The 22800-nt window shown below is 62.9% G+C and carries 23 protein-coding genes; 13 read left to right on the top strand and 10 right to left on the bottom strand.

Annotated elements, in window-relative coordinates:
- Nucleotides 1-13: 13 nt before the first annotated feature.
- From VG320_RS22425 to VG320_RS22400, 6 genes are all read left to right on the top strand, one after another.
- Nucleotides 14-196, top strand: coding sequence for a hypothetical protein (locus VG320_RS22425; protein ID WP_103704897.1), 183 nt, complete (start codon nt 14-16; stop codon nt 194-196).
- Nucleotides 189-866, top strand: coding sequence for a hypothetical protein (locus tag VG320_RS22420; RefSeq protein WP_327202260.1), 678 nt, complete (start codon nt 189-191; stop codon nt 864-866). Before VG320_RS22425 ends, VG320_RS22420 begins: the two co-directional genes overlap by 8 nt.
- A gap of 16 nt (nt 867-882) precedes the next feature.
- Nucleotides 883-1269 (top strand): hypothetical protein, encoded by a 387-nt coding sequence (locus tag VG320_RS22415; protein ID WP_327202259.1) that lies wholly within the window; start codon nt 883-885, stop codon nt 1267-1269.
- Nucleotide 1270: 1 nt separating this feature from the next.
- Nucleotides 1271-2989, top strand: coding sequence for a SulP family inorganic anion transporter (locus tag VG320_RS22410; RefSeq protein ID WP_327202258.1), 1719 nt, complete (start codon nt 1271-1273; stop codon nt 2987-2989).
- Nucleotides 2990-3057: 68 nt separating this feature from the next.
- Complete coding sequence (locus VG320_RS22405; RefSeq protein WP_327202257.1) at nt 3058-5526, top strand: hypothetical protein; 2469 nt, start codon at nt 3058-3060, stop codon at nt 5524-5526.
- A 106-nt stretch (nt 5527-5632) separates the two neighbouring features.
- Nucleotides 5633-6445: a hypothetical protein gene (locus tag VG320_RS22400; protein ID WP_327202256.1), complete on the top strand. Its 813-nt coding sequence runs from the start codon at nt 5633-5635 to the stop codon at nt 6443-6445.
- A gap of 70 nt (nt 6446-6515) precedes the next feature.
- Here VG320_RS22400 and VG320_RS22395 read toward each other — a convergent pair whose 3' ends face one another.
- Both VG320_RS22395 and VG320_RS22390 read right to left on the bottom strand, forming a co-directional pair.
- The gene (locus VG320_RS22395; protein WP_327202255.1) at nt 6516-6950 is read right to left on the bottom strand and encodes a nuclear transport factor 2 family protein; all 435 of its coding nucleotides are present in this window, start codon (nt 6948-6950) and stop codon (nt 6516-6518) included.
- A gap of 33 nt (nt 6951-6983) precedes the next feature.
- Nucleotides 6984-9008 carry an NADPH-dependent 2,4-dienoyl-CoA reductase gene (locus VG320_RS22390; RefSeq protein WP_327202254.1) on the bottom strand — a complete coding sequence of 675 codons (2025 nt, stop codon included), beginning with the start codon at nt 9006-9008 and terminating at the stop codon, nt 6984-6986.
- Nucleotides 9009-9145: 137 nt separating this feature from the next.
- Here VG320_RS22390 and VG320_RS22385 point away from each other — a divergent pair, with 137 nt between their 5' ends.
- Genes VG320_RS22385 through VG320_RS22375 form a run of 3 tightly spaced genes read left to right on the top strand, consistent with a single transcriptional unit; the run spans nt 9146 to nt 10811 of the window.
- Nucleotides 9146-9706, top strand: a complete 561-nt coding sequence (locus VG320_RS22385) for a PadR family transcriptional regulator (protein ID WP_327202253.1) — start codon at nt 9146-9148, stop codon at nt 9704-9706.
- Between the two features lie 46 nt (nt 9707-9752).
- A complete protein-coding gene (locus VG320_RS22380) occupies nt 9753-10112 on the top strand; it encodes a translation initiation factor Sui1 (protein WP_327202252.1) in 360 nt (119 codons plus the stop codon).
- A 36-nt stretch (nt 10113-10148) separates the two neighbouring features.
- Nucleotides 10149-10811, top strand: a complete 663-nt coding sequence (locus tag VG320_RS22375) for a hypothetical protein (RefSeq protein ID WP_327202251.1) — start codon at nt 10149-10151, stop codon at nt 10809-10811.
- Nucleotides 10812-10827: 16 nt separating this feature from the next.
- Here the strand turns inward: VG320_RS22375 and VG320_RS22370 are convergent, their stop codons facing one another.
- The 5 genes from VG320_RS22370 to VG320_RS22350 form a co-directional block, all read right to left on the bottom strand.
- Nucleotides 10828-11142, bottom strand: coding sequence for a helicase (locus VG320_RS22370; RefSeq protein WP_327202250.1), 315 nt, complete (start codon nt 11140-11142; stop codon nt 10828-10830).
- An 83-nt stretch (nt 11143-11225) separates the two neighbouring features.
- Entirely contained in the window at nt 11226-12290 is a 1065-nt protein-coding gene (locus tag VG320_RS22365) for an SGNH/GDSL hydrolase family protein (protein ID WP_327202249.1), read from the bottom strand.
- A gap of 147 nt (nt 12291-12437) precedes the next feature.
- A complete protein-coding gene (locus tag VG320_RS22360; protein WP_327202248.1) occupies nt 12438-12722 on the bottom strand; it encodes a hypothetical protein in 285 nt (94 codons plus the stop codon).
- Between the two features lie 97 nt (nt 12723-12819).
- Nucleotides 12820-13437: an ABC transporter ATP-binding protein gene (locus tag VG320_RS22355; RefSeq protein WP_327202247.1), complete on the bottom strand. Its 618-nt coding sequence runs from the start codon at nt 13435-13437 to the stop codon at nt 12820-12822.
- Nucleotides 13438-13458: 21 nt separating this feature from the next.
- Nucleotides 13459-14058 (bottom strand): TetR/AcrR family transcriptional regulator, encoded by a 600-nt coding sequence (locus VG320_RS22350; RefSeq protein WP_327202246.1) that lies wholly within the window; start codon nt 14056-14058, stop codon nt 13459-13461.
- 98 nt (nt 14059-14156) lie between these two features.
- Here VG320_RS22350 and VG320_RS22345 point away from each other — a divergent pair, with 98 nt between their 5' ends.
- Nucleotides 14157-14999, top strand: coding sequence for an NAD(P)-dependent oxidoreductase (locus tag VG320_RS22345; RefSeq protein WP_327202245.1), 843 nt, complete (start codon nt 14157-14159; stop codon nt 14997-14999).
- Nucleotides 15000-15065: 66 nt separating this feature from the next.
- On the opposite strand, the gene VG320_RS22340 is transcribed toward VG320_RS22345, so the two are convergent.
- A complete protein-coding gene (locus VG320_RS22340; RefSeq protein ID WP_327202244.1) occupies nt 15066-16208 on the bottom strand; it encodes a porin in 1143 nt (380 codons plus the stop codon).
- Between the two features lie 281 nt (nt 16209-16489).
- Here VG320_RS22340 and betI point away from each other — a divergent pair, with 281 nt between their 5' ends.
- From betI to betA, 3 genes are read left to right on the top strand one after another with little or no spacing between them, the layout of a single operon-like run.
- Complete coding sequence (gene betI / locus VG320_RS22335) at nt 16490-17101, top strand: transcriptional regulator BetI (protein ID WP_327202243.1); 612 nt, start codon at nt 16490-16492, stop codon at nt 17099-17101.
- A gap of 29 nt (nt 17102-17130) precedes the next feature.
- Complete coding sequence (gene betB, locus VG320_RS22330; protein WP_327202242.1) at nt 17131-18600, top strand: betaine-aldehyde dehydrogenase; 1470 nt, start codon at nt 17131-17133, stop codon at nt 18598-18600.
- Nucleotides 18601-18625: 25 nt separating this feature from the next.
- The gene (gene betA, locus VG320_RS22325) at nt 18626-20347 is read left to right on the top strand and encodes a choline dehydrogenase (protein ID WP_327202241.1); all 1722 of its coding nucleotides are present in this window, start codon (nt 18626-18628) and stop codon (nt 20345-20347) included.
- An 80-nt stretch (nt 20348-20427) separates the two neighbouring features.
- Here the strand turns inward: betA and VG320_RS22320 are convergent, their stop codons facing one another.
- Both VG320_RS22320 and VG320_RS22315 read right to left on the bottom strand, forming a co-directional pair.
- Nucleotides 20428-22080, bottom strand: a complete 1653-nt coding sequence (locus tag VG320_RS22320; protein ID WP_414696096.1) for an APC family permease — start codon at nt 22078-22080, stop codon at nt 20428-20430.
- A gap of 173 nt (nt 22081-22253) precedes the next feature.
- Nucleotides 22254-22800: glycine betaine ABC transporter substrate-binding protein (locus tag VG320_RS22315; RefSeq protein ID WP_327202240.1), on the bottom strand; the 547-nt coding region annotated here is incomplete at its 5' end.

The following is a 22800-nucleotide window of genomic DNA, read 5'->3' as shown; positions in this document are numbered from 1 at the left end:
ACAGGGCAACCTCATGTACAAGTTCATCACGATCGAAGGCGCCTGCGGCAAGCCGTACGACACCGCCTCCTGCGAGCGCCACGCCAACCGCATGGCCGCCGAAGGCTACTGGCTCGTGCAGGTTTATCAGTCGTCGACCGCCACCTGCGGCGGCTCGAAGAGCGTGCTGGTGATGGTGTTCCGTCGCAATGAGTGAGGCCCGCTCCGGCCTGGGCGAGGGTTTCGTTCCGATGCCTTCGCCCGGCGAAATCAAGCGGCTCGCGCCCGGCTCCGGCATGTTGCGCTGGGCGCATCACCCGCATTGCGAGCGCCACGATCATCACCTGATACGGCCGTTCGGGCGGCCTCTATGCCTTGGCTGCAGCTGCGTCGCACTCGGCGCGCCGCTCGGCATTGCGGCGGCCTGTGCAATCGGCTGGCAAAGCTGGTCGATGGCGCAATGGATCGTCTTTCACCTGCTGCTACTTGTGCCGACCGCATTGCAGCCGCTTTGGCAGGCGAAGCGCTTCAAGATATTCGCGCGCATCCTGCTGGGATTCGCGAGCGGCAGTTATCTGGTGAGCGGGCTGTTCTGCGTGACCTACTTCGCGCCGATGTGGATGTTCAAGGCGGCGGTCCTGTTCGCGTTCGGCGCGATGCTCAAGCTGCTGCTGGCGTGGCGCAACCGGCGCACCGCCGACCCGTGCAGCGATTGCCCGCTCGGCATGTTCCCGACCTGCGAATGGAACCTGCCCCGGCTGCTTGCCGCCAATGCGCATGATGCGGTGCTCGGCCAGATCCCGATCACCGCGATCCACACCGCTGCGATCATCGGCGCTCACACCGCCGATGCGCCGGCAGATGGTTCCATCCGTTCCACCACCTGAAACCGCCAGGCCACGCATGCTGACCCAACTGTCCGATTTCCTGAGCCGGCGCAGCGCCTTCGTTCTAGTGTTCGTACTGCTTGAGGCCGGCATGCTTGCGGGCTTCCTGAAGGGCGTCGGGCAATTGCACGCCCCGGCGGCGGGCCTGGCCGCGACGCGCGGCGTCGGCAGCGCGAGCGCATGCAGCACGCTCGCGCTGACCTTCAGGCGCACGGCAACCGAGCGCGATATCACCCTGCTGCTGACGCAGTACGGCGCGACGATCGTGTACGGGCCGGACGAGAACAGCGCGTACCTCGTGCGCCTGTCCGACGCCCAGCCGCTCGCCGAGACCGCTGCCGCGCTGCGCGAATCGGCGGTGATCGACGACGTGCGGCTCCAGACCGCCTGCAGGACGCACTGAAATGCGCCCGCCCATCGCCTCGCCGCGCCACGCGCCGCCGCCGCTCGCCACGCGCCTCATGCCCGAACTGCTCGCGGCGATTCTGCTGAGCGTCGCATCATGCGCCGAATACATCGGCCTCGGCACCCAGGCGACCTCCAGCCTGCCGGGCAGCCAGGCGGTCGCGCTCGGCGCCATGATGGGCGTGCTGACCGCCGTGGTGGGCCTGATCGGCATCGCGCTGGGCGGCTCGATCCAGCCGCTCATCTCGGGACCGCGTGTCGCCGCCACTGTCCTATTTTCCAATCTGCTCGCGACGCTCGCCGCCCAACCCCGCCTGGCGGCGCACGGCTTGCCTGCCCTGCTAGGCTGCGCCGCACTCGCGGTAGCGGTCGCCGCCATCACGCAGTTGCTGCTTGCCGCGTTCAAGGCGGGCACGCTGGCGCGCATGGTGCCCGCGCCCGTGTTCTCGGGCTTGCTGTTCGGCGCGGCGGCCCTTGCCATCGAAAGCCAGGTGCAGACCGTCACGCACTGTGCGCTCGAATGGCCTCCAACGCTCGTCGTGATCGCTGCGGGGCTCGCCGCGCACTTCGGCTGGGTCTATGGCGTGGGCTTCGCGGCACGGCGCGGATACAGCCTGCCCAAAGGCCTGTCGCTCTTCTGGACGCTGCTCGCGGGCAGCGCCGCTTATTACGCTGTACTGGGTTTCGCACCGCCCGCCGCCGATTGCCGCACGCTCGGCATCAGCGGCTTCGATCCGGGCGGGATCGGCTCCGGTGCCGTCGAACGCTGGACGCACACGTTCTCGTTGCTGGACGGCGCGATACTCGCGCAGATCGGCGTCTATGGCGCGCTGATCGGCGTACTTGCCTCGCTCGACACGCTCATTGCGATTGCCAACATCGAGTCATCGACCCATGCGCGCGCCAAGCCCAATCGCGATCTGCTGATGCACGGCGTGCTCAATCTGCTGTGCGCGGGCGCGGGACTGCTGCCGGTCGTCGGCTCGCTTACCCGCACGAACATGGCGCTCGCCGCCGGAGCGCGTACGCGCTGGACCGCCATCCTGCACGCCCTTCTCACACTCGCCCTGATCCTGTTCTGCTCCCGGCTGCTTTCCTATGTGCCTAAACTCGCCGCGGCCGGCGTCATGATCGCGATGGCGCTCGACATGCTCGACGACTGGTCGAAGCTCATCACGCGTCTCACGTTCTCCGACATGCAGCCGCGCCAGGTCGTGGCGGCAGCGATGTGGCTCTTCGTGACGGTTGCGCTCGTCACCATCGTGACGGGCGAACCTAGCGACGGCTTTGCCGCAGGCTGCGCGCTGGGGGTATTGCCACTGCTATGGCCACCGCGCGGCCTCGAAGTCCGGATCGAGGTCCACCCGGCGCGTATCGACGTCGGGCTTGGCGGCGCACTGCTCGGGCATGTCGTCGATCGCAAGGTATGCGAGCCCCTGCTCGCTCGTGTTGTGGCTGAGCCGGGCTGCACGGCGATCGAATTCGACCTGCGGGCATTGCAGCGCGTCGATCTTTCCGCCTGCAAAGCCCTGATTCAATTCGAAGCCTTGTTGCGCGCGCGGGGTGTCGCCGTGCTTTACCGGCTCAAGCCGGATTCGCCGGCAGGCGCCACTTTTGCCGCCATTCGGGGTGACCAGGCGCCGCCGGCATCCTTCGTCGATGTGGACGTGGACGCGGGCAACGCAGGCCAGCCTGGCAACATCCTGCACTTGAACTAACGCCGCCCTCCCGCATCGACGGGAGCCGGCGGCCATGGCAGGTCAATCAATACACGGGGATGAGGTAGATGAGCACGTTGGACGGTCAGCGAGAGGCAACGGACGGCAAGGACGTTGCGGCAGGGAATGCCGGCAACCCGGAAGCGGCGCAAGCGCAATCTGAAGCGCAATCGGAAACGCAAGCCGGTGAAACATTCGAGCCAGACCTTGAGCAAACGTCGACCCTTCGGGGGAAAATTCGCGCGCTCATCAGCGCCAGCACGCGCTTTACGCCCGAGGACGTGCAGTGCGCCGCGGAAACCTCCGTCGATCAGGCAATGACGTTCGAGGTCCGTCACACGCTCGATGCGCGCACGAAGTCGATCGAGATTAACGGACATTTTCTGGGCGCGCGCGGTTCCGCGGATAAGCAGAGCCGTAACCCTTACCAAGACGCCGCCGCGCAAGTTGCAGATCGCCTGCGTGAAGCCAGGCGGGTCCTCACAGGCGCGCTCAAGCGTGCGCAGACGCCCTATGACTTCGCATCCGAAGGCGATGTCTATCTCGGACATGCCGGCCGGTTCTGGAATCTGGACACCTGCTCGGGTTGCAGCGGCAAAGGTAAAAACCGCTGCCATACCTGCTTTGGCCAAGGCTATAACACCTGCCAGACCTGCCACGGCACGCGCGAGACCCCATGCACGGCATGGGGCTGCGTCTTCGGCAAGAAGAACTGTGGCAATTGCAACGGCATGGGGACCGTCACGCGCGAAGTGGGCTACACCACCTACGTCACGGTCACCGGCGCGGACGGCATCTCCCGCACCGATAGCCACTACCAGACGCGTTACGAAACCCATCCTTGCACCGCCTACGGCTGCTTTCACGGCAAGGTCACGTGCAACCAATGCAATGGCACGTCGCGCGTATCGTGTTCGACCTGTCGCGCGACGGGCCGTGTCACCTGCAGCCCTTGTCAGGGCTCGGGCAAAATCATCTGCGCGTCGTGCGTAGGGTCGGGGCAAACCGGCACCTGCTCATGGACGGACGTACACGGCACGCCAGCCTACAAGGCGTCGTTTGCGGGCGAGGTCGATCCACGGGCCGCTGAAATCGAGGCGAAGCTGGGCCTGCACGGCTTGGCGGCGCAGACCCCGGGCTTGACGCTCACGCGCATCGGTGTGGATAACGACGACTACCCGAAAGCGATCACGGCGAATTACACGGCGACGTTGCGTATCGCGCATCTGGATGCGGTCTGCAATCAGCGCGACTATCACCTTGTAGCGTATGGCCGATCGCTCGAATGGCTCGACCTCGACAATATGGTCGAGACCCTGCTGCGCGCCGATCTGGAGTCCTTGCGCAATGCGCTGGTGATCGCGAGTGGCGAGGGCATTTTTGCCACCTCGGTTCAGACGCTGGCAAACCCGCTGCATCAGATGATTCAATCGGAAATCAACACCGAGATTGTCGAAGCGACACTATCCGGCGCGGCGCTGGACAAACTGCATGTCCTCACCTCCGCCGAATACGTGACCCAGGTGCACGATTCCATGCTGGCCGCGCTCCGGCAGATTTACACCCGGGAAGCAAAAAGGCTGGCGTGGCGCATTCCGCTGGTCGTGGCGGCCGCTGGAGTGGGCGTCGGTGTATTCGCGGGCGGCGGCTGGGCCGCGCTGGCCGGTCTTGCCTCGATTCCCATTGCTGACCTGGTCTTCAAACGCCGGGCTTGCTCGGTGCTGGCAAAGGCGCTAGGCGGAAAGCAACAGGGCGAGCGGGCCTTGGGCCTTGTGCTCAAAGGCCGCAAACATCGCTTTGCGCAGGCCTTGATTGGCACGCCATTGGTCGCGGCATCCGCCCTGCTGTTGCTCTTTCCACTGCACGGATTGTGGAGAAGTTCAGTCGCCGCGCCGTCGGGTTCGATGCAGAGCGGCGTTGCCGCTACGCCCGCCGCGAGCCCGGAAATCGCGGCGGCCATGACGCTGCGCCGGCAAGGTCAGTACGCCCAGGCGCGCGCCATGCTGCGAGCGCAGGCCGAAGGCGGCAATACCCAGGCGTTCGGCCCCTACGCGGTCTCGCTGATGTACGACGACGACCATCATTCGCTCGCCCACGAAACACCGCAACTTCGCGCGCAGGCCTTGCAGTGGGCGCAGCGCGGTGTGCAGGCTAACCCGCTCGATGCGGTCTCGCTCGAAGCCGTGGGCGAGTTGTTGACGTCCGACTGGCACCACAAGCCGGATATGCGCAATGGACTTGCCGCGCTGACGAGCGCGGCCAATCTTGGCAATACCGATGCAATGCATCAGTTGGGGATGATTTACGGCAGCGGACGCACGGTTGCGCAAAATCTCAGCGAGGCGCGCAAGTGGTTCACCTTGAGCGCGAATGCCGGACAAGCGGTGGATATGTATAACCTCGGCTTGATGGACTGGTACGGCTATGGGATGCCCCAGGCGGATCGACAGGAGGCCATGCATCTATGGAAGCAAGCCGCGGCTCAAGGCGAAGCGCGCGCCGTTCGTGCGGTGGCACAAGGACATCCGCCCGTCTGACGAAGCCATAACGCATTGAATCAACGTTTGAACTGCAACGGCGAGATGTGGGACCGCTTCTCGCCCTGTTGCCCGCCACCCATCCACTATGTCTCTTGATTTCGATATGAATGCTTTTCTGCGCGCTCGCCGAACAAGCTTATTCGCGGCCGTGCTCGCGCCTGCGCTGTTGAGCGGCACCCTGGCTTTGACGGGATGCGCAGTCGATTCGCACGGCGCGTTGCGGATCGACGCCGACGAGGTCACAGCGAAAAAGCTGTACCCGTTCCAGACGGCTTTCGGCAACGCCGTGCTGCGCCGCACGCTGGATGGCCGCTACCAGATCAAGCTTTACGATCGTCAGGCCATTTTCGACGTGGCCCGCACAGATGGCGTGCAGGTCGACAGCGTACTGAGCGCCAACAACGAGACCTATGTGACGTTGCGCATTCCGCGTCCGGCGTGCCCATACGTCTACCGCACGCTGCTCGTCAAGCAGCACGAAGTCGACCACTACGATCTTCGGAACGACTGCGATACACCCGTGAATTTCGCCCTGGAAGATGGGCATCTGTTGGGCATCCAGCAAAAGGCCCTCAATGCACGCTACTGGAAAATGACGGATACGACGGTTGTCAGCGGGATCGTTCCTCCTGCGCCGTTGCCGGTCGCCGTCAATGCGGCGCGCTCAGGCAGCGCATCCAGGCCGGGAACGACTCCCTCCGCCCAGCATCGAACGGCGCTGCGTCATAAGACCAACAAAAACGGCACCGCAATGGCCAGCGCGCCCGGCTCCGGTGTCGATACAGCAGGAAGCCGCACCTCAGGCGACGATCGCCCTCTGTCTGGTGCGACTGTTGTCGGCGTGCCCGAGAAAATTTCCACTGCGGATAGCACCGGCCCGGCACCGGTCCACATCGACCTCGACGACTCACATTGATCTCGCGTCGCCCGGGCGCACGCGCTGCCCGTCCGGTTGCGCGGCAGCGCCGGTCCGGTGGCCGACCGTCTCAGACCTTATACGCAGGCAGAAACTGCGCGAGACGCGCGCCCATTTCCGCGCCCAACGCCTGCAGCGCATTGAACGGCCGGATCATCACCTCGAACTCGACGATCTGCCCCGCCTCGTTAAAGCGGATCATGTCGATGCCCTTGAGCTGCTTGTCCTGCACGGTCGCACTGAACTCGAGCACGATGTCGAGTCCATCGGCGCTGCTGAACTGCCGGTGATAGGTAAAGTCCTGGAAAATCGTGATCACCGTGCGCAGCGCCATCAACAGGGCGGGCGCGGGCCCATAAGGCTTGAACGCCATCGGCGAGCGGAACACGGCTTCGGGATGAACAATCGACTCCAGACTGCTGAGATCCTTGCTCGCCACGAGCTCATGCCAGGTCGCAAGGGATCGCGCGACGGCGGGCGGCAGATTGAGTTCTGCGTGATTCATACGGACTCCATATCGAATAAGGAAAGTGGACGCTTATAGCGCAGCAGCAAGCGTGGTGCCCTCGTGAATGGCGCGCTTGGCATCTAGCTCGGCGGCTTCGGACGCACCGCCGATCAAGTGCGCCTTGCGCCCGGCGGCCTGCAACTGATCGGCCAGTTCGCGCAGCGGCTCCTGTCCCGCGCAGATCACCACGTTATCCACGGCGAGCGTTTGCGGCACGCCGTCAACGCTCACATGCAGCCCGTCATCGTCGATGCGCTGATATTCCACCGACGACGACATGCCGACGCCGCGCGCCTTCAACTCCGTGCGGTGAATCCACCCCGTGGTCTTGCCAAGATTGTCGCCCACCTTCGAGCGCCGGCGTTGCAGTAGCTGGACGCGGCGCGCAGCCGCGCCAACCGCAGCCCGACGCAATCCGCCGCGTTCGGCGTAGCTGGTGTCCACGCCCCATTCGGCGAAGAATTTTTGCGCGTCGAGACTCGCGGATTCGCCTTCGTGTACGAGATATTCGGCCACGTCGAAGCCAATGCCGCCCGCGCCCACAATGGCCACGTCCCTGCCTACCGGCTTGCCGTCGCGCAACACGTCCAGATAGCCCAGCACCTTCGCGTGGCCCGCGCCTTCGATGCGCAGTTCGCGCGGCAACACACCAGTCGCCACTACGATCTCGTCGAAACCTTCCTGCATCAGCGCTTCGGCGCTTGCGCGCGTGGCCAGACGCAGCTCCACGCCCGTCAATTCGATCTGGCGGCGGAAGTAGCGCAAGGTCTCGTTGAACTCCTCCTTGCCCGGCACTTTTTTGGCGATGTTGAACTGGCCGCCGATCTCCTCGCTGGCTTCGAAGAGCGTCACGGCATGCCCACGGCTCGCCGCCGTCACCGCACAGGCAAGACCGGCGGGCCCCGCGCCTACGATCGCCACGCGCTTGCGTTGCCCGGCTGGCTTGATGTCAATTTCCGTCTCGTGACAGGCGCGCGGATTGACGAGACAGGATGTCACCTTGCCCGCGAAGGTATGGTCGAGACAGGCCTGATTGCAGCCGATGCAGGTATTGATTTCGTCCGCGCGGCCCTCGCGGGCCTTGCGCACGAAAGCGGCATCGGCAAGGAACGGGCGCGCCATCGAAATCATGTCGCACGCGCCTTCGGCGAGCAGTTGTTCGGCAAGCTCGGGCGTGTTGATGCGATTGGTCGCCACGAGCGGCACCGAGACCTTGCCCATCAGTTGCTGCGTAACCCACGCCCACGCGCCACGCGGCACCTTGGTGGCGATGGTGGGAATACGCGCCTCGTGCCAGCCGATGCCGGTATTGATGATGGTCGCGCCGGCCTGTTCGACAGCCTGGGCAAGCTGGACCACCTCCTCCAGCGTCGAGCCGCCCTCCACCAGATCGAGCATCGAAAGCCGGTAGATGATGATGAAATCGCGCCCGACGCGTTCGCGCACGCGGCGCACGATTTCCACGGGGAAACGCATGCGGTTTTCGTAACTGCCGCCCCAGCGGTCAGTGCGATGATTGGTGCGCATCGCAATGAACTCGTTGATGAGGTAGCCCTCGGAGCCCATGATTTCCACGCCGTCGTAGCCCGCATGCTGCGCGAGCGCGGCACAGCGCACGAAATCGTCGATGGTGTCTTCGACTTCTTCGCCGCTCAGTTCATGAGGCGTGAACGGATTGATGGGCGCTTGCAGCGCGCTGGGCGCAACCAGCATCGGCTGATACGAATAGCGGCCGAAATGCAGGATCTGCATGGCGATCTTGCCGCCTTCGGCATGTACGGCACGCGTGATCGTGCGGTGCTGTTCGGCTTCCTCCTGAGTCGTGAGCATCGCGCCGCCGTGCATGGGGCGGCCGCGTTCATTCGGCGCGATGCCGCCGGTCACGATCAGCCCGACGTCGCCGCGCGCGCGTTCGGCGTAGAACGCGGCCATACGCTCGAAACCATTCGGCGCTTCCTCCAGGCCAACGTGCATGGAACCCATCAGAACGCGGTTCTTCAGCGTAGTGAAGCCCAGGTCGAGCGGGCGCAACAAGTGGGGATAGGGATTTGTCATGTTTATGCAACTGGTTGCATTAAGGTGCGATCGATAATGCAATCAGTTGCATAGAGAGTCAAGCAGATGCGAGAATTTCGAAAACCTCCTCTATATCCGGGTTAACATCCCAACTGGATTGTCGGTTCACTGATCGGATGTCACTCCCGCACGCCCTGCTCACCGCACTTGTCGAACGGTCCTGCTCCGGATCGGAACTTGCCGCTCGTTTTGACCGCTCGATCGGTTATTTCTGGCACGCGACCCATCAACAGATCTATCGCGAACTGGCGCGCCTGGAAGAGGCCGCGCTGATCGAGTCGCTCCCGGAAGCGTCCACGCGCGGGCGCAAGCGCGCCTATAGGGTGTTGCCGGCCGGACGCGATGAATTGAGGGCCTGGATCGCCCAGCAGGATGAGCCTGCCGCCCTGCGCGATGAGTTCATGGTGCGCCTGCGCGCGGCGGCGGCGGTCGGTGCGTCGGGGCTGGAAGAAGAAATTCGCCGCCGCATGGGTTTGCATGAGGCGAAGCTCGCGTTGTATCGGGAAATCGAGCATCGGGATTTTCCCGCCGAGCCGAAGGACCGCGAAACCGCGCTGCATCACCTGGTGTTGCGAGCGGGCGTGCGCTACGAGGAAAACTGGCTTGAACTGTTGCGTGAAGCGTCTGCCGCGCTGCGCAAGCCCTCTGGCAGAAGACCCAGCAGAAAGAACCCGTAAATAGCCGCGCGAATAAGCGTTATATTCCACAGGAACCGCAGTAATCATGAAGAGCAGTTCGAAGAGCGGTCTCGTCTACTCCACGGACGGCGGCCGGATGTGTCCCGAATGCCGACTTTCGCTGGCGCAGTGCGTGTGCAAGGCGGCCAAAGCGCGCCCGGCTGGCGACGGCATCGCGCGGGTCTCCCGAGAAACCAAAGGCCGGGGCGGAAAGAGCGTCACGATCGTCAAGGGTCTGGCGCTCGATCCCGTCGCCCTCGCCTTGCTGGGCAAACAGTTGCGCACCGCTTGCGGCTCGGGTGGAACGGTCAAGGACGGCACGCTCGAAATCCAGGGCGACCATTGCGAACGCGTCATCGAAGAACTTAAAAAAGCCGGCCATAGCGTAAAGCGGGCCGGCGGCTGACGCTTTCATCAAGCGCAGTCATGCAAAGAGGAACAAATGAAGAAAGGAAAGCCAAAACTCACCCGTCTTGACGCCGAACGTCTCTTTGAGGGGCTACCCGCCGCGGACGTGAAAGTGTCGAGCCGGCCCCAGAACCCGTTCGAAGCAGGGCCGTTCGCTGAGGTGAAGCCGGTCGAGCTGGTCAAGCGCGCCGACGACGAATCCCGGCTCTGGAAAGACAACCTCGTCACGCTCCCGGTAGGCATGGAATTACCTGCTGGCTACAAGTCGGTAGCCGCCTTGCGCGAGGCAATGGTGCGGGCATGGCGCATGAAATGGGTGCGGCAGGGCAACCATGAGGTCGTGGCCGACTTTCCGGAAGGATGGACCGCCGTGCGCCCGTTGACCGGCCCCATCGAGTTGCGCGATGCCGCCGGCGTGGTCCGCGCGCTATACGGTTGGGCCGAAGACGCCGAACTCCGGGTTCTGCCCAGATATCTGGTCGAATCCCAGTCGAACAGCACGAACGGGCTGGGCAGTCTGGTGGTTCGCGACCGGGAGAACAACAAGATTCTGGAACGATCGTCGATCTGGTCTGCTAAAACGGGCACCAATCATCCGGATTGGACCCGGCTCTCCGTGTGGCTCAACGCAAACTATCCGCAGCATCTGGATCCGCTGCGGTACTGGAAGGATTGCGAGGAAAATATCCAGAACTAGCGTGGACGACGCTTGTTCAGGCGTCTTTCAGCCACGGCATTTCCACGGGCGACACCACCAGTTGCCAGCCTTCCCGCTGCAATTCGAAAATAAAGCCGACCAGGATCATCGAGTCGGCGTAAGGGATCGGGAATACGTGGGGATTTTCCACCGTGAGCAGCGTTCGCGTGGGCGAATTGGCGGTCGTCGCGGCGTTCTCGCGCACGCTCTCCAGTTCGTCGGCCATGGCCTGCCCGCTGACTTTGACGACACGGCTGCGAAGGTCGCTGAAGGGTTCGATGCGCGCCCCGTCTTCGTTGTATTCGGGCACTTCATAGATGAACCAGGACATGTCTTACTCCGACGAAAAAGGCAGCCATTCTAACAGTGGCTGGGAATAGCGCGCCATTCGATGCGTGGCGCGATTCCTGCCTGTTAGTGTAGCCACGCGTCGATCTGGCTCACCACGTAATCCGCGATGACTTTTTGCAGATGCGTAGCCGGATGATAGGCGTCGGCGAACATGTAGATATCGTCGGCATGCGGTGACACATAGGTCGCACGCGAACAGAAAAGCGCGCTGGTGTCATCGGCCTGATATGCCGGGGGCAAGCTGGCGGGCGCGCACGCTACGTGGGTGCCGACGCTGCCGTCGAAACGAAAACCCAGTTGCCGATAGTTTTTTGAAACCTCGTCGATGAACGTGAAGGCATCGATGCGCAACACGGCCGGCGACGAAGGCAGCGCGTCATCCAGCGCGGCGTTGAATGCCTGGGCCATGCGCCGGAGCACTTTCGTGGATCCGGGCAGTTGTTGTTCGAGCAGGTTCGCGATCGGCGCCTTGCTGATATCGGGTACGTTCTGCACCACGATATGGGTCGCGCCGTGCTGTTGCACGCTGTGCACCAGTTCCCCTAATTGCTGCGCCGTCTGTTTCAGCGAGGGCAGCACCGCCTGCAACGAGGCATTCGGGTCAGCACCGTTGGCGACCATTCCGGCCCAGGCTCCATAGGCATCCTGAACATCATTGGCTCCGCCCTGCATCAAGACGATTTGCTGAGCGGTGAAACGCGTGTGCGCCTGGAGATAGGCGGCGACCTGCAGGGTCAGTGGAGTCTGCAACTCGCCGGTATCGCCCGTTGCGTCACCCGGATTCGGCGCCCCCGCGACGCGCGCGCCGCCCTGCGCGTATCCGAATCCGTCCAGATGAACCACGCCCGGCTGCCCAAAGCCGCCTGTCAACGCCGGAGTGAGGCTCGACCCATAATGCTGCGCGATAAGCACAACCGATATCGCGCCCGGATTGGTGGTGTACGTGCCTCCGCCGAACTGGCGGGCGTACGCGTAAGTGCCGACATCCGAAAGACTGTCCCCGAAGGAAACGACCTGCATCGGGCTGCGCTGCGGCCGGGGCGTGTCAGTCGAAGCGTTCGATGAATGGGACAGCCCAATGACGCTGCAGGTCAGCACAAGGAACGCGAAACGACGGACGGTCTTCATGGGTCGGCTCCGGGCGTAGTGTGGTATCGAAGCATAACCTCGTCGCGCAGTTAGCACTTCCTCGATGGCCTGATTGGCACGCCGCCCGCCGATTCGTTATGCACTGCCAAACTTCTTGCAAATGACTTACGATCCGGAACCCGCCAATCAGCTTGCGCGAACCTTCGCAGCGTTGCTTTGCGCCAGAAACTGACGTATGCGCGCAAGGTGCAGATCGCCCACCGCCGTATGCGCCGACTCGCCCTTGATCACCCGTCGCTGGACGGGTGGCCACGCACCGAGGTAGCGGCACAGCGCGGAAACATATGGACGTCTGCCACCCACGGCCAGTCGCTGCACAGCCGCCTCAACGCGCTTCGTGCCCACGTTCGCGAGCAGCCATTCAAGCGCCTGACGATCCTCGTCGTTCACAATACGCAGAAGCGATTCCATGTGACCTCCCTGCTGGATGTATACACATACTGTTAATTTATACAGTATTTTGCTCATCCGCAAGTTTGAGTCGACCGGGCACGCTTCGGCTCCGTTTTTAAGCCGCGAGATCGGCGAAATTGACCATTTTTGCCTCGCAGGCCCGCGCGAACTTCAAGTCGTGGCTCGCGAAAAAGATCGTGCGCTCGGTGGCCAGCGTCGTGAACAGTTCGACGAGAACCGCACGACCCGCCGCATCGAGGCCATTAACTGGCTCGTCGACAATGACGACGCGCGGATTGCCGATAATGGTCGCGCTCAAAAGAAACTTCTTGCGCGTGCCGAGCGACATCTGCTCGAAACGCTTCTCCAGATGCGGGCTCAACCCGAAACGATCGGCGAGATCGAGCACAGCGCTATCGACAGCGGTCTTTCTGGTGGACGCCACAAGATCGAGAAATTCGCGTCCCGTCTGCGCCGGGTGCTCAAGATAGTCTTCGGGTACGTAGGCGAGCGCCGATTTCGCCTCGAACGGCGCAGTACGCAGCGATTGACCGTCGAGCCAGACCTCGCCTTCGTCGGCGTCGATCATGCCGGCCAGGATGCCGAGCAAGGTGGATTTGCCGCTGCCGTTCTCGTCGCACAGCGCCACGCAACCGTTGCCCGCGGCGTAGTGCAGCCCCTTGAAAATGACGTGATCGCCATAGCGCTTACTGAGTTTTTCGAATCGAAGCATGGTGTAGTGGTTGATGTATGGCTAAGCCAGCAAAATCGCAATAGTTTGTGCCGCAGCGCGAGATACCTTCAGGAGCCGCTCTTCTCCCATCCCTTCGCGCGCACTCGCCGACATGCCCGACATGACGGTCGATACGAAGTCGATCGCCTCATCGGCGCGATCCGGATGCGTAGCGGCGACAAAATCCCTCAATCGCGCGCGCCTGGTCTCTGCGGTCCGGCGCGCCATCAGCGCGCTTTCGCTTTCGTCGCTGCCGCGCGCCGATTCCAGCACGAGGCAGCCCCGGCGTTGCGGATCGCGAGCGTATGAACGGGCCGCGCGCTCGATCAGATCGGCGAGCGCTACGGCAGGCGGGCGATCGGCCTGCAACACGTCGGTCAACGGCAATTCCGTGTGCGCATAGCGCTCCAGGACGCGCTCGAAGAACGCCGCCTTGCTGCCAAACGCCATATAGAAACTCGGCGGCTTGATGCCCAGCGCTTGCGTCAGCGCGCTCAAGCCCACGCCCTCGTAGCCGTGGGCATGGAACAGATGCTGGCCGATAGCCAGCGCCGCCTCGGGGTCGAAAGCCCGCGGGCGGCCCCGGGCAGGCTTCGCTTTCGACATTAAAGTAGTGACCACTATAGAAATTCCTTGCGAGCGTGTCCGTCGAAATATATAGTGATCGCTAATTTAATTCAAGGACTGCGCCAGCCGCGGCTATCAAAAGGAGAAGAACGATGGATATCGGCATGATTGGTCTGGGTGCAATGGGCCGCGCGATGGCGCGCAATCTCGCACAGGCGGGCCACACCGTGAAGGCGTGGAACCGCTCGGGCGGATCGGTGGAAGGCGTAACGATGGTGCCCTCGCCCGCCGAAGCGTTTCAAGGCGATGCCGTGCTGACCATGCTTTCGGACGACAACGCGATCCGTTCCGTACTGCTCGAACCTGGCGTGCTGAAGCATGCGAAGCCCGGTCTCGTACACATCGTCACGTCGACGATCTCCGTGGCGTTCGCGCGCGAACTCGTCGCGCTGCACGCGGTTCAGGGTATCGATTACGTATCGGCGCCCGTACTTGGCCGTCCTGACGTGGCCGCCGCTGGCGAACTGAATGTGCTGGCCGCCGGCGCGCCGCATGCGCTCGCGAAGATCAGCCCGCTATTCGATGCGATCAGCAAACGCGTGTGGGACATGGGCGCCGATGCACCGACCGCGAATGCCGCAAAAATCGCATGCAACATGATGATTGCGATGTCGATCGAGGCGATGGCCGAGGCCGTCGCGCTCACCGAATCGAATGGTCTCGCCCGCGACCGGTTCTTCGATGTGATTCTGAATACGCTGTTTGGCAGCCGTTCGTATCAGGTGTATTCGGCCAATATCGCCGCGAACCGGTATGAAGCCGGCTTCAAGGCCTCGCTCGGTTTGAAGGATCTGCGACTGGCCACCGAAGCCGCAGAACAGGCTGGCCGCGCATTGCCGATGCTCGATGCCGTGCATGGCCGTATGGCGCAGACCGTGGAGGCCGGTATGGGTGAAAAGGACTGGTCGGCAATGGCGGCGTTCACGATTGGTTGAGACAAGCGAACATTGGGCGACGCTGGCATATCAGCAAAGGGAATATCAGCGCCGCGCCCAAAAGCCTTAAAACGAATGGCGCATGCCAATGCGCACATCGGCCTGCGTGGTCGTGGAAGAAGGCGTAAAGCTATAGCCGATCACAGCGTCGACGCCTTGCGAAGCCTTGAGCCAGTCGCCGGAGACATAAACATCGGTATTCTTGGAAAGCAGATAATGCAGCCCAGCCGAAAGCTGATTCCAGTGATGCCCGTCGAAATGCGTGTACTGGTAACCGCCAATCGCGCTAAACGCGGGCGTCACCTGCCAGTTCACCCCACCTTCGGCAACCAGCATATGTTCACTCTCGCCAAAGGCCTTGATCTGCGTATAAGTGAAATCGCCTGAAAGCGTAACCGCGTTGATTACATAACTCGCGCCAATGCCAAAGGTTCCCTGCTTGTCCACGGGGAAAGAGTCGCTCGCATAGAGATCCGTCACAGCTCCCGTAGCAGGATCGACACTCACCGTCGGCCTGCCGAAAAACGACTTCACGCCGATCATCGCATAAGGATCGAACGCATAAATCCCCGAGGGATTATTCAACTGCGTATAAGCCGTTCCCATCGCAAAGTCACCGTGCTGATACTGCGCGCCCACGCTCCAGGCGCTGCCAGTATGAAAATCTCCCGGCGTATTGCTAAACGAATACATGCCGCCGAACTGGAACCCGGCGTACGTATTCGACATGAACTTGATCGCGTTAGGCAGATGATCGCCGTTCATGCGATCGAAATCGCCCTGGTTGATGGCATATCCGCTCGCCCAGGCGGTGACGTTGAAGAGATAAACCATCTCCTGCGTCATATCGATCTGATTGCCGAACGTGAGCGTGCCCCAATCGCTCTGCAGCCCCACATAAGCCGCGCGCCCGAACAACGACCCGCCATTCGCCAGTTGCCCGTTGCCAAGGTGAAAGCCGCTCTCAAGCTCGAACACGGCCTTGAGCCCGCCGCCCAGATCCTCCGTGCCCTTGAGGCCAAAGCGGTTCGCATACGAAATGCCGTCGTCGAACTTGACCTGATGCGAGCCGCCCGCGTTGTTCACCCAGGTCACGCCGCCGTCGATGATGCCGTAGAGGGTCACGCTGCTTTGCGCATGGCAAGCGCCGGACAACAACATCGTCGCCAGTGCAATGGCGCTCAGTGCCGCCGCATTCGTTCTTTTCATGGTGTCGGTCTCTCCTGACTCGCACTACGGTTGAAGGGCCATGTGCTGAATGGGCTGCACGCAGCGCACGGACCTGCAAAACGTATAAGTCCAAATCTCTGCCGACTTGCGCCCAAACGACAGGCGCCAGGCTTGCAGCGACATGCCCGGTCACCACCATCGCGAAAGCGCCGCGCATCAGCGCAAACGCGTCATCCACGATCTGCTGCGGTTTTTTATTGATTGATCGTTCAATAAAAAAAAATTACAGTAGAGGCCTTCAAGATGCACCAGGAGTTCCCATGCCCAAGATCGGAATGCGCGAAATCCGCCGCGCCCAGCTTATCGATGCGACCCTTGAGTCCATCGATCAGGCCGGTATGTCCGGCACGACGCTCGCCACTGTCGCGCAGCGCGCGCGCATTTCCACGGGCATCGTCAGCCACTATTTCGGCGGCAAGGACGCGCTGCTCGAAGCCACCATGCGCCATGTGCTGCGCGATCTGGGCGCCGCCGCGCAACGCCGCCTCAAGGCCGCACGCCGTGAGCCGCGCGCGCGGTTGCGCGCCATCGTCGCCGCCAATTTCGATGTCTCGCAGGTCAGCGGTCCGGTGATGAAAACCTGGCTCGCGTTCTGGGCCGAGAGCATGCATGTGCCCGCCTTGCGGCGGCTCCAGCACGTCAACACGCGGCGGCTTTATTCGAACCTCTGTGCGGAATTCGGCAAGCTGATGCCGCGCACGGCCGCGCGCCGCGCCGCCAGCGGCCTCGCCGCAATGATCGACGGGCTGTGGCTGCGCGGCGCGACCACGGGCGACCCGTTCGACACCAAAGCTGCGCTGCGTCTGGCCAACGATTACATCGACCTTCTGCTGGACACGCACGCCTCAGCGCGTGTGCGCCAGCGCGCCTGAACCGCTGCATGAACCGGAACAAGACACGCATGACTTCGACCAGCCTCGAACGCCTCTTCATCGACGGCGCTTACACGGACGCCACCAGCGGCGAAACCTTCGAAACGCGCAATCCGGCCACGGGCGCCACGCTCGCGACCGTCCAACAGGCCAGCGCCGCCGATATCGAACGCGCGGTGCAATCCGCGCGTGACGGCCAGCGCGTGTGGGCCGCCATGACGGCCATGCAGCGCTCGCGCATCCTGCGCCGCGCCGTGGAATTGCTGCGCGAGCGCAACGACGAACTCGCGCAACTCGAAATGCTCGACACCGGCAAGCCGATTGCCGAAACGCGCAGCGTGGACATCGTCACGGGCGCGGACGTCATCGAGTACTACGCCGGTCTCGCGCCCGCGCTGGAAGGCCAGCAGATTCCGCTGCGCGAAAGCTCGTTCGTCTACACGCGGCGCGAGCCGCTCGGTGTGACGGCGGGCATCGGCGCGTGGAACTATCCGCTGCAGATCGCCTGCTGGAAATCGGCGCCTGCACTTGCGGCCGGTAACGCGATGATTTTCAAGCCAAGTGAAGTCACGCCGCTGAGCGCCTCGCGGCTTGCGCAGATCTATATCGAAGCAGGCGTGCCGCCGGGCGTATTCAACGTCGTGCAAGGCGACGCACGCGTGGGCGCGCTGCTCAGCACGCACCCCGGCATCGAAAAGATTTCGTTCACGGGCGGCGTGGAAACGGGCAAAAAAGTCATGGCCGCCGCGGGCGGCTCGTCGCTCAAGGAAGTGACGATGGAACTGGGCGGCAAGTCGCCGCTCATCGTGTTCGACGACGCCGATCTCGATCGCGCCGCCGACATCGCCGTGACGGCCAACTTCTTTAGCGCCGGCCAGGTCTGCACCAACGGTACGCGCGTGTTCGTGCATCGTGCCGTGCGCGAGGCTTTTGAGGCGCGCGTGATCGAGCGCGTGGCGCGCATCCGCGTGGGTCAGCCCGACGACCCGGTTACCAACTTCGGCCCGCTTGCCAGCGCGGCCCAGCTCGACAAGGTGCTCGGCTATATCGAAAGCGGCAAGCGCGAAGGCGCGCGGCTGCTTGCGGGCGGCGCGCGTTTGATCGATGGCGCGTTCGCGCACGGCCAGTTCGTGCAGCCCACCGTGTTCACCGATTGCAGCGACGAAATGCAGATCGTGCGCGAGGAAATCTTCGGGCCGGTCATGAGCATCCTCGTATTCGATGAGGAAAGCGAAGTGATCGCGCGCGCGAACGACACGCTTTACGGTCTCGCCGCCGGCGTGGTCACGGAAAGTCTCGCGCGCGCGCATCGCGTGATTCACCGGCTCGAGGCAGGTATCTGCTGGATCAATACGTGGGGTGAATCGCCTGCCGAAATGCCCGTGGGCGGCTACAAGCAGTCGGGCGTCGGCCGCGAAAATGGCCTTACCACGCTCGAGCACTACACGCGCATCAAATCCGTTCAGGTGGAGCTGGGACCGTATCAGCCTGTCTTCTAAACGCGCCGCAGAGGAGGAACCGCAGATGGCCGCGCAGGAGTACGACTACATCATCATCGGCGCGGGATCGGCGGGCAATGTGCTCGCCACGCGCCTCACCGAAGATCGCGACGTCAAGGTGCTGCTGCTCGAAGCTGGCGGCCCCGACTACCGCTTCGACTTTCGCACGCAGATGCCCGCAGCGCTCGCCTATCCCTTGCAGGGACGCCGCTATAACTGGGCCTACGAAACCGATCCCGAGCCGCATATGAACAACCGCCGCATGGAATGCGGACGCGGCAAGGGCCTGGGCGGATCGTCGCTCATCAACGGCATGTGCTATATCCGCGGCAACGCGCTCGACTACGATGGCTGGAGCGCGATAAAAGGCCTCGAAAACTGGAGCTATCTGGACTGTCTGCCGTATTTTCGCAAGGCGGAAACGCGCGATGCCGGCGCGAACGATTATCACGGCGGCGACGGCCCCGTGCATGTGACGACCAGCAAGCCCGGCGTGAATCCGCTCTTCGAAGCGATGATCGAAGCGGGCGTGCAGGCGGGCTATCCGCGTACCGACGATCTCAACGGCTACCGTCAGGAAGGCTTCGGCCCGATGGACCGCACGGTGACAGCCAAAGGGCGGCGCGCGAGCACCGCGCGTGGCTATCTGGACCAGGCGCGCCATCGTCCCAATCTCGACATCGTGACGCACGCCGTCACCGATCGCATTCTGTTTTCCGGCAAGCGGGCGCGCGGCGTGGTCTTCATGGACGGCCCCGCGCGCGTGACGCGTCATGCGCGCCGCGAAGTGCTGCTATGCGCGGGCGCGATTGCCTCGCCGCAAATCCTGCAACGCTCGGGCGTCGGCCCCGGCGAATGGCTGCGCGAGCTGGATATTCCCGTGGTGCTGGATTTGCCGGGTGTGGGGCGCAATCTTCAGGACCACCTGGAAATGTACATGCAGTACGAATGCAAGGAACCGGTATCGCTCTACCCTGCGTTGAAACTGCGCAATCAACCCGCAATCGGTCTTGAATGGATGTTGCGCGGCACCGGCATCGGCGCGAGCAATCACTTCGAAGCGGGTGGCTTTATCCGCACGCGCGACGACGATCCCTGGCCCAATATCCAGTATCACTTTCTGCCGGTCGCGATCAATTACAACGGCAGCAACGCCATCGAGATGCACGGCTTCCAGGCGCATGTGGGATCGATGCGCTCGCCCAGCCGCGGCCGCGTGAAACTGCGCTCGCGCGACCCGCGCCAGCATCCGTCGATTCTCTTCAACTATATGGCCGAGGCGCTCGACTGGCGTGAGTTCCGCGACGCCATTCGCATCACGCGCGAGATCATCGCGCAGCCCGCACTCGATCGCTTCCGTGGCCGCGAGCTCAACCCTGGCGCGGATCTGAAAACCGATACGCAGATCGTCGCCTTCGTGCGCAGCCGCGCCGAGACGGCTTATCACCCGTCCTGCTCGTGCCCGATGGGCTACGACAATATGGCCGTGGTGGATGCCGAAGGCCGCGTACATGGCATCGACGGGCTGCGCGTGGTGGACGCCTCGATCATGCCGCTGATCACCACGGGCAATCTCAACGCGCCGACCATCATGATGGCCGAGAAAATCGCCGATCGCATTCGCGGACGCGCGGCGCTGGAGCGGGCGCAAACGCCTTATTACGTAGCGAATGGCGCACCGGCGCGCGGCGGCGTGGTTCCGCCCAATCCCGTAACGACGTGCAGCGACCAACCGGCGACCGTCTAATCCCCGCGAGTTTTACCCAAGCAAAAGCCCCGAATCTGCATGCAGATTCGGGGCTTTTCTACATCGTTTAAATGGCCCGCTTACACCCGCGCCGCCAGGTAATGCGAAACCGCCACCGTCAATGCGGCCAGCACCAGCGCGCCATAAGGCGCCAACGATTTCCACGGGCTGCGTGTAGTCGCCTCCAGTTCCATGTCGTGCGCGCTGCCCGCCGGAAAACGCCCGCGATCCTGCCAGTAATGACGATACGCAAATACCGGCACGATCAGCAGCACCGCGAAAAGACCATCGCGCAAGGTGTTTTCGCCTTGCAGATTCGCGCCCGCACCCACGAACACGAGATTCGCGTAACCGCACAACGCGCCTGCCGCCAGCAGCCACTTCGGGCAACGAAACGGGCGATGCCACGCAGGCCGGTCCATACGATGAATCCAGCCCGATTGCAGATTCAAAAACACGAAAAGCATGTAGCAGACGTTCGAGATCGACAGCACCGTCATGTAATCCGACATCGCCAGCAACACGAGATTGAAACCGAGATCGGTCCACATGGCCGCCGTCGGTGCGCCATGCTCGTTCACACGCGAGAGATAGCGCGGCAGCCAGCCATCGAGGGAAGCTTGATAAAGCGTGCGCGACGAACCCATCATCGACGTCATCACGATCAGCAGGATCGAAAGCATCAGCATGACGACGATAGCGTTGCCGATCCACGCGCTGCCGCCAACGATCGAAGCCATTGCCGTGCCGACGCCGGTGCCATCGCCAATGCTCGGATCGAGCATCGCCTGGGTGCCGAGCGCACCCTGAAACGCCAGCGGCACGAGCGTCATCACGACAAGACACAGCGCGCCCGACCAGAAGATCGCGCGCGCCGTATCGCGGCGCGGATCGCGGAATTCGCGCGTATAGCAAACCGCCGTTTCGAAACCGTACGAGGCCCAGCCCGCCATGAACATCGCACCAAGGGCCATGACCACGCCCTGCCCGTTCCATGCCCCAAACAACGACGCAGTGAGATTGCCGCGCGCATCGTGACCGAGCGGCAGCAGCGGAAACAGATGCTTCGTGGGGATATCGCCCGTCACGAACGGCACGATGCCGACGATCAGGAGCGGCGTGAGCGAAGCGATGCCAAGGATCTTCTGGGTGCGCGCCGCCTTCGATGCGCCGCTATGTTGCAGCCGGAACGTGATGAGCAGAAACGCCGCTGCAATCAGAAACGTCGCGTTGATACGCAGCGTCAGACCGTGCTGGATAAAGCCGAGATTGGCGATGGTCCAATGCCATTGGCGCACCGCCGCTTCAGGAGGAAATAGTGTCGCCAGCGCGTAATTGGCTGCGAGGCCGCAACCGAGCGCAAGCATCGGCGACCAAGCGAGCCAGTTGCACCACACGGAAACGGGCGCGACCAGCTTGCTATAGCGCACCCAGCCGATTGCGCCATACACCGACGCACCGCCCGATTTGTGCGGAAAGAGGCCGGAAATTTCGGCGTAAGTCGCGCTCTGGATCAGGCCCATCGTGATCGACGCGATCCAGATCGCCCACGCGGGCTGGCCGATGGTGGCGCACACGCCGCCCAGCGTGAACAACACGCCTGCGGGCACACCGCTCGTCACCCAGAACGCGTCCTTCCACGTAAGGCCGCGCCGCAGTCCCGAGCCGGGGCTCTCGCTCGCGCGTCCCTCCGCACTGTCTGTGCTGCCTGTGCCGAATCCTGCTTGCTCCATCGATCTCCTCCTCTGTTCAACGCTAATCGAACAAAATTGCCGGGCCTATCGGGATTTCCGGTGTCTGGCGCTGCGCAGCGCCTGAAATAACCACACCGGAAATCCGCAGACAAATGGCACGAGTGCGCACACCTCATGCCTGCCGCCATGCTCGACTGCTTTTATTCACCACATCACTGCGCGCCCAGATACGCCCGCACGGCCGGCAAGCCGGGCTTACCGTCAAAGGTCGTCACGCCCGCAAGCCACTTGTCGAGCATCTGCGGATTGCTCTTGAGCCACGCGGCAGCGGCCTTGTCCGGCTCCTCCTTGTTCATGATCGGCACCATCAGATGGTTTTCGATCGAGGTCGTGAATTGCAGGTTGGAAACGAACTTTGCGACGTTCGGACAGCGCGCGCTATAGTCCGGCGGCACAGCGGTAAGCACGCGCGCTTCGCCGTAGTTCGGACCAAACACCGCATCGCCGCCCGTGAGGTAATCGATCTTCATCTGCACGTTCATCGGATGCGGTTCCCAGCCGAGGAACACGATCCACTGCTTGTCGCGGATTGCACGATTGACCTGCACCAGCATGCCCGCCTCGCTCGACTCCACCAGCTTGAACTTGCCGAGGTCGAACTGATTCGCGCCGATCATCTTCTGGATCAGCGCGTTGCCGTCGTTGCCCGGCTCGATGCCGTACATGCGGCCTTGCAGTTTGTCCGCGTAGTTCGCGATG

The organism is Paraburkholderia sp. (assembly GCF_035948235.1).
GTDB lineage: Bacteria > Pseudomonadota > Gammaproteobacteria > Burkholderiales > Burkholderiaceae > Paraburkholderia.
Note: the sequence above shows the minus strand (reverse complement) of the source record. Positions and strands in the feature narration are given on the sequence as shown.